This is a genomic window from Bacillus salitolerans (assembly GCF_042680805.1).
Lineage (GTDB): Bacteria > Bacillota > Bacilli > Bacillales > SA4 > Bacillus_CJ > Bacillus_CJ salitolerans.
The window spans coordinates 252628-259387 of the sequence record NZ_JBHUEM010000054.1 but is presented as its reverse complement, the minus strand read 5'-3'; the positions used below and the strand labels follow the sequence as shown (position 1 = coordinate 259387).

Below are 6760 nucleotides of genomic sequence, written 5' to 3'. Positions count from 1 at the left end.
CCTCTTGATCAATAAGTTTTTCTTCGACTAATTGACAACGGAACTGCACAAAACATTGGCGAATAAGCTCTTTCATATCGGGATGAACACGGAAACGATTAATCTTGCGGTAGCTGGGCTCATACCCTTGGGCTAACCACATCATCCGGATACTATCTTTCGTCAAGTCTTCTATTTTGCGACCAGAGAAAGCCGACTGTGTATAACCACATAAAATGATTTTTAACATCATGCGTGGATGATAGGAGGGACAACCGGTGTAATGGACAAAGGAACGAAAAGCTTCATCGGGAATACTTTCTACTAAATGGTGAATAGAAAAAGCAATATCCTTTTCTTGTAATTTAACGGCTAATCTAGAGGCAAAACTAATTGATTCGTGTTATAATTTTTAAACATAAGGATCCTTCTTTCTGATTAAATTTTGTGTGGTAACTTTATTTTATCAGAAGTGGTCCTTATTTTTATCCAAAAATAATCAAAGCCGGTGAAATTTTACTCTCGTAAAATTTCACCGGCTTTTTCTATTGATGTGGGTTTTGTCCCAGCCTCATTTTGTTATTCAATATTCGCCCCCGTTTAGCTTAAGTACATTACTTCACAAACTACATTGTGTCTATACTATGCTTTTTAAGAGAATCATCATTATTTCTTTCTTGGGATTGAGGTTGTAATGTAATCTTTATTGAGTTTCATTTTTCCTATATATAATATTTGCCCAAGGTGTTCCGAAAAGTGAGTTGAACACTGCAATAAAACATCTAATACAGTTACATTATTTTGACGTATTTTTTGCGGCTTTAAATAGTCATCATAACTTAAATTCCTTATTGTTGCCTCTAGGATATTAAAGCTTCCCTCTATTCTTTTTATCGCATCGTTTTTACTTAAAATCTTTTTAACATCGAATTCTCCATCTCTATCCCTATTATCTTTATGACCACTAATTCCAGCTTCAATTCTAGGATGGATGTTACCTGCGATATGTATCACTAAATTTGCTATACTATTACTTTCTTCATTCGGTCTCCAATTAATATCTTCGTCAGAGAGTTGGTTTAAAACTGATAACATTCTATTTTTTATTTGTTCAAACTTTGACAAAAGATTATTTATAACTATTTCATTAACTTTCACTTAATTCAACCTTTCCGAATAAAGTTCCTTTATCGTCTAATAGGTCATTAGAAATCCAATTAACAGCATCTATTAAATCATCTGCTATGTAATCTGGTTCAACATCTTTCCATTTTCCTCGATGTTTGGTAAGTGATTGTTCACCCCAACCTGTTTTTACAAGAACCTTTTTTGTCCTTGCTTGTTTAGCAGCTAACATATCTGAACTTCCAGTATCTCCCACAACGTAGCATTCATTAAGGTTTAAATTGTATTTTTTTTGTGCTTTTAACAATAAACCAATCTTTGGTTTTTGACATTCACACCCATCTTCGGGTTTGTGAGGACAATAAAAGATATCGTCCAAATAAGCTGAATGATTTGCTAATTCTTCTTTCATTGCCTCAAAGCCTTTTAATAATTCATCCTCGGTAAAGTAGCCTCTACCTACTCTTGTTTGGTTTGTAAAGAGGAACACTTTTATTCCTAATTCATTAAGTGACTTTATAGCTTTTGGGGAAAAGTCATACATTGTAAATTCAAATGGATGCATCCCACCCCCAGTCCCTCCAATAGTTCCATCGCGGTCAAGAAACACTGCTTTCATCTATTACACCTCAAATATTTAATTTATATATTGTGCTAAACTGTTCCTTTACTTCAACAAGGAAAGGCACTAATCCTGCTGGATCAGTGCCCATCTACTATTACAGAAATTCACCCGTTACTTCAATAAGAATAGTCGATTATCTTTTATGGTTTGAAATTTAATAAATCTAATAATTTTGCTGTGTCGCCTTTAAATGTGAAGAAATATGATTTATTTTCATCGTCATAAATCATCAAATATGGTTCTTCTTGACCAGAATATATAATTATTACTTCATCTACAAGGTCATAAAACCAACGATTTTTCACCATAACATTTGGTTCTAAAGGAATTCTTATCATAAATCCACTATTTGGAATAGGATTTGATTTAACATAAATGCTTGTTATTTCGTAAAGAAAATTTTTTACTTCTTGTTGTAAATCACTATTCAATTGTACAGTCTTAATAACTTTTCCTTTATTTATATCAAAAATCTCAATTTGTTGATTAGTTTGAGCAGTAGCGATTGTTGATAACAAATGAAAAATAAAAATACTCCAAAGTACCTTTTTAAGCACACTGAACCACCTCAATAGTATTTTCTCTTAAAAGTAAAGCAATATAGAATAGATAAAAATTCAACTTATCCTTTTTCCAACTTATCGCCCCTATATCTCAATTTTAGTGTACTTGTTGTGGCTTTCGACATTTAACATCCTCACCATCTAATTTTTTTACCTTTATATTATTTATTACCCAATTTGTTAATTCTTTGTTATCAACAGTCATAGTGAATAAATGATAGGGATAATTGTGTGCTTTTTCAAAAGAAATAAACTGATATGTTATTTCATAAGCATACCCCATATTAGGCTTTCTTTTTACATCAACAAACTTGCAAAAAAACATTGTTTGTTTAAATTCACCAAAGTATTTTTCGGTGGCTTTTTTCTCTAAAGGATAGAAAAATGTATATATATCATCTTCCAAAAGCATTGGATATTGTGTTTTGTAGTCTTCTTCTGCCTGTACTGGAAATATAGTTAGAAAGAACAAACAAATAATGAGTAGAATCTTTCTTTTCAATTTTCATCAACTACCTTCAATTTACTGTTTTGTAAGTATTTTCTCCAACTCAATTATGCTCATTCTTATTCAACTAAAAGATTCTATAAAAATGAAAAGGATCAGCAGTTGCTGATCCAAAACTTATTTAATAATTGCTCCCCTTTACTTCAATAAGAAAATATTGACAAATTATTAGCTGGTTTAGTTTAAGTGAAGACTTTCACAATAACCCAAGAATAGAAAGAATTCCATTAAAAATACAAAATGAAATTTTATAAAAAAAAATGTAGAGATTTTAATCCCTACATTTTTTTTATATAAGATCGTTACCAAAATCAAATTAGATTCAAGTCACAATTTTCAAGCATTAGTTTTCGCTAAGTATTTTCAAGCATAAGCTTTCGTTTTAACAAAAATTTATGCTTGAAGTCACAAACACCACTGCTGGTCTAATATCTCCTATGTATGGTGGAGACGGTGGGAGTCGAACCCACGTCCAGAAATAACGGCACCTAAGCTTCTACGAGTGTAGTCGATATATTGGTACTTCGCAGATTCGTCAGCCTATCGACAGGCTTCAAAATTGCTAGTCTGGTTATTCTCTTCCTTTGTCCTCAGACGGCGAACTCCGGCGTAGCCCACTTAGAGTGAGTCCCTTACCCTACCACATGGGCGATGGAGGGAGGAACAGCTATAAACTGTTATTAAGCAGCTACAGCTAAGTTTGTGTTTGTTTTGCCAGTTATTGGCTTTGACGTTTTAACGAGGCCGATCCCCTCGACTCGCAACCTAAGCTCGAACTATCCCTGTCGAATCCGTAACGTCCCCATTATGAAAATAAGTTTGTCATATTACTGACAAAGCTTATGCTTATAATGGTTCTACGGGAAAGTAATAAGCTTTTATTGCTTATTAAATTTTCAAGGAAACGAATATCGTTAATTCTTAATGTTCCTAACGACAATTCTTATTATAACATATGCTCCATTCAAATCAATTGGTACATCCTAGATGACATTGAAACTTATGCTACATTTGGCATTTTACATCTTTTGACGATCGCGAAAAGCACGTTCAATATCACGTTTGGCTTCCTTCTTCTTTAAATCCTCACGCTTATCATAATTCTTCTTCCCTTTACCAAGCCCGATTAATACTTTCGCAAATCCATTTTTGAGGTAAACCTTTAACGGTACGAGTGTAACTCCAGCTTCTTTTGTTTCACCAATTAACTTTGCAATTTGCTTTTTATGAAGTAACAGCTTGCGTGTTCTGAGAGGCTCGTGGTTAAAACGATTACCTTGCTCATATGGGCTAATGTGAGCGTTATATAAAAACACTTCTCCTCTATGCACACGTGCAAAGGAATCCCTCAAATTAATTCGCCCATTTCGAATCGATTTAATTTCTGTCCCTTGGAGTACAATGCCGGCTTCATACGTTTCTTCAATAAAATAATCATGGTTAGCCTTCTTATTTTGAGCGACTACTTTTCCTTCTCCCTTTGGCATTGCATTCACCTCCTACCTCTTGAGTGGTAACTTTCATTTTAACAAATATTTCATGAATGGACAATTGTGATTAATATGACAAAATTCGGGTGGTTCCAGGAACCACCCGAGTCATAGATATCATTTCTTTTTCTTTGGTTTACGTTTTTGTTTTGGTGAATTCTCAAAGTGTTTTTTCTTTTTCTTTGGTGGCCCTGCTTTTGTGTCACCATTTTTGTTTTTTCGATCACCGTTTCTGCCGCCGCGACCCTTTTCACCGCTACGTCCTTTACTTTCAATGACTCGTGGACGATCTGGCCTTGCTGAACGACTCGGTGCCTTCATTCCAACAATCTCGAAATCAATCGAACGTTCATCTTTATTTACATTGATAACACGGATGGTGATTTCGTCACCAATTCGGAAGATGTTTCCCGTTCGTTCTCCAACCATTGCAAAATTCCGTTCATCAAATCTGTAATAATCATCTGTTAAATAGCTAACATGAACGAGTCCCTCAATGGTATTCTCAAGCTCAACAAATAACCCAAAGTTCGTAACAGAGCTAATAATTCCGTCGTATTCTTCACCGATTTTATCTTCCATATATTCGGCTTTCTTCAAGTCATCAGTTTCACGTTCAGCATCTACCGCACGGCGTTCCATATCGGAGGAATGATCAGCTATCTCTTGAAGCTTGTGCTCCCACTTTTCTTTTGTCTTATCATCAACCTTGCCTTCAATTAAATAGGTACGGATTAGTCGATGCACAATTAAATCAGGATAACGCCTAATTGGGGATGTAAAATGCGTATAGTACTCCGTTGATAAACCAAAGTGTCCTAAGCTTTCTGAATCATATCGTGCTTGCTTCATAGAACGTAAAAGAACAGTAGAAATCACTGGTTCTTCTGGTGTACCATGTACCGCCTCTAACACTTGCTGTAGAGCTCTTGGGTGAATAGAATTTCCAGAGCCCCTTACCACGTAGCCAAAGCTTGTTATAAATTCAAAAAAACGGTTTAGCTTCTCTTCTTTAGGGTCTTCATGAACACGGTACATAAACGGTATGTTCATCCAGTGAAAATGCTCTGCGACTGTTTCATTGGCACATAGCATAAATTCCTCAATAAGCTTTTCCGCCACTCCGCGTTCGCGCAGTACCACATCATATGGCTTACCGTCTTCATCCACAAGTACCTTAGATTCTTTAAAATCAAAATCGATTGCTCCACGTTCCATTCTTCGGTTTCGCAGAATTTTTGCAAGCTCACCCATTAGTTCAAACATCGGAACTAGTGTCTCGTACTTGTTTCTAGTTTCTTCATCTTTATCAACAAGAATCTTATTAACATCCTTATATGTCATTCTCTCAGTCGTTTTAATAACACTCTCAAAAATGTCATGGCTTACGACTTCACCTTTATCATTAATCACCATCTCACATGAGAGAGTAAATCGATCAACTTTTGGGTTTAAAGAACATATTCCATTTGACAATCTGTGCGGAATCATTGGGATAACACGATCCACTAAATAGATACTAGTCCCTCGTTCTGCTGCTTCAACGTCAATTGGAGAACCTTCTTTTACATAATGAGTAACATCAGCAATGTGAACACCCAATTTATAATGGCCGTTTTCTAGTTTTATCACAGTAACAGCGTCATCTAAATCCTTTGCATCCGCACCATCGATAGTGACGATCGTTTCATTCCTTAAATCTCGGCGTTTACCGATTGTATTTTCTGCAATTGTATCTGGTACATCATTTGCTTGTTGTAAGGCTTCCGGAGGAAACTCTTGCGGTAACCCAAACTTATGAATAACTGATAAGATATCAATACCTGGGTCATTTTTATGACCAAGAATGTGCACGACCTCTCCTTCTGCACTCATTCTTCCTTCAGGGTACGTAACAAGCTTAACAACTACTTTATGCCCTTCAATCGCACCTTTTGAAGCACTCTTCGGTATAAAAATATCTTGAGTGATTCGTTTATCATCCACTACGACAAACCCAAAGTTTCTACTTTCTTCATAAGTCCCAACTACTTCTTTTACCCCACGCTCAATAATTCTTACAACTTCTCCTTCTTCTCTTGTGCCAGAAGATTTTGGATGCAAGCGAACGAGAACAGTATCACCATGCATCGCATTTTTCAGATCAGATGGTGGGATAAAGATATCTTGATCACTCTTTTCGTCCGTTTGAACAAATGCAAAGCCTTTTGGATGCCCGATTACAGTTCCCCTAATTAAATTCATTTTATCAGGTAGCCCGTATCGGTTACTTCTCGTTCTAACTATTAATCCTTGGTCTTCCATTGCGACTAAGGCTTTTACAAAATCTTTAAAATCAACAGAATCATGGATACCCATTGCTTCTTCTAATTCTTGAACAGTAAGGGGCTTATACGCCTCTTCCTTCATAAAAGATAGCAATTTATCCACATGCTCTTGAATGACATCCATACTTTTGTGTCACTCCCTT

At 35.6% G+C, this 6760-nt stretch carries 6 protein-coding genes, 1 other RNA gene and 1 pseudogene; all 8 read right to left on the bottom strand.

Annotation, left to right across the window (positions count from 1 at the left end; genetic code table 11):
• Nucleotides 1-399 (bottom strand): annotated as a pseudogene (locus ACFSCX_RS23295) (transposase); the annotation flags it as partial.
• Between the two features lie 246 nt (nucleotides 400-645).
• Nucleotides 646-1137 carry a DUF1572 family protein gene (locus tag ACFSCX_RS23290; protein ID WP_377930641.1) on the bottom strand — a complete coding sequence of 164 codons (492 nt, stop codon included), beginning with the start codon at nucleotides 1135-1137 and terminating at the stop codon, nucleotides 646-648.
• The gene (locus ACFSCX_RS23285; RefSeq protein ID WP_377930640.1) at nucleotides 1127-1723 is read right to left on the bottom strand and encodes a D-glycero-alpha-D-manno-heptose-1,7-bisphosphate 7-phosphatase; all 597 of its coding nucleotides are present in this window, start codon (nucleotides 1721-1723) and stop codon (nucleotides 1127-1129) included. The genes ACFSCX_RS23290 and ACFSCX_RS23285 overlap by 11 nt, the downstream gene beginning before the upstream one ends.
• Nucleotides 1724-1869: 146 nt before the next feature.
• On the bottom strand, nucleotides 1870-2286 hold the full coding sequence (locus ACFSCX_RS23280; protein ID WP_377930639.1) for a hypothetical protein: 417 nt from the start codon (nucleotides 2284-2286) through the stop codon (nucleotides 1870-1872).
• Nucleotides 2287-2389: 103 nt separating this feature from the next.
• Entirely contained in the window at nucleotides 2390-2794 is a 405-nt protein-coding gene (locus ACFSCX_RS23275; protein WP_377930638.1) for a hypothetical protein, read from the bottom strand.
• A gap of 448 nt (nucleotides 2795-3242) precedes the next feature.
• Nucleotides 3243-3604, bottom strand: a transfer-messenger RNA (tmRNA) gene (gene ssrA, locus ACFSCX_RS23270).
• Between the two features lie 215 nt (nucleotides 3605-3819).
• Nucleotides 3820-4287 (bottom strand): SsrA-binding protein SmpB, encoded by a 468-nt coding sequence (gene smpB / locus ACFSCX_RS23265; protein WP_377930637.1) that lies wholly within the window; start codon nucleotides 4285-4287, stop codon nucleotides 3820-3822.
• A 120-nt stretch (nucleotides 4288-4407) separates the two neighbouring features.
• Entirely contained in the window at nucleotides 4408-6741 is a 2334-nt protein-coding gene (gene rnr, locus ACFSCX_RS23260; protein ID WP_377930636.1) for a ribonuclease R, read from the bottom strand.
• Nucleotides 6742-6760 lie beyond the last annotated feature (19 nt).

Coding starts and splice junctions, on each gene's coding strand:
- smpB (WP_377930637.1), bottom strand. CDS start 4,287: ATGCCAAAGGGAGAAGGAAAAGTAGTCGCTCAAAATAAGAAGGCTAAC.
- ACFSCX_RS23285 (WP_377930640.1), bottom strand. CDS start 1,723: ATGAAAGCAGTGTTTCTTGACCGCGATGGAACTATTGGAGGGACTGGG.
- rnr (WP_377930636.1), bottom strand. CDS start 6,741: ATGGATGTCATTCAAGAGCATGTGGATAAATTGCTATCTTTTATGAAG.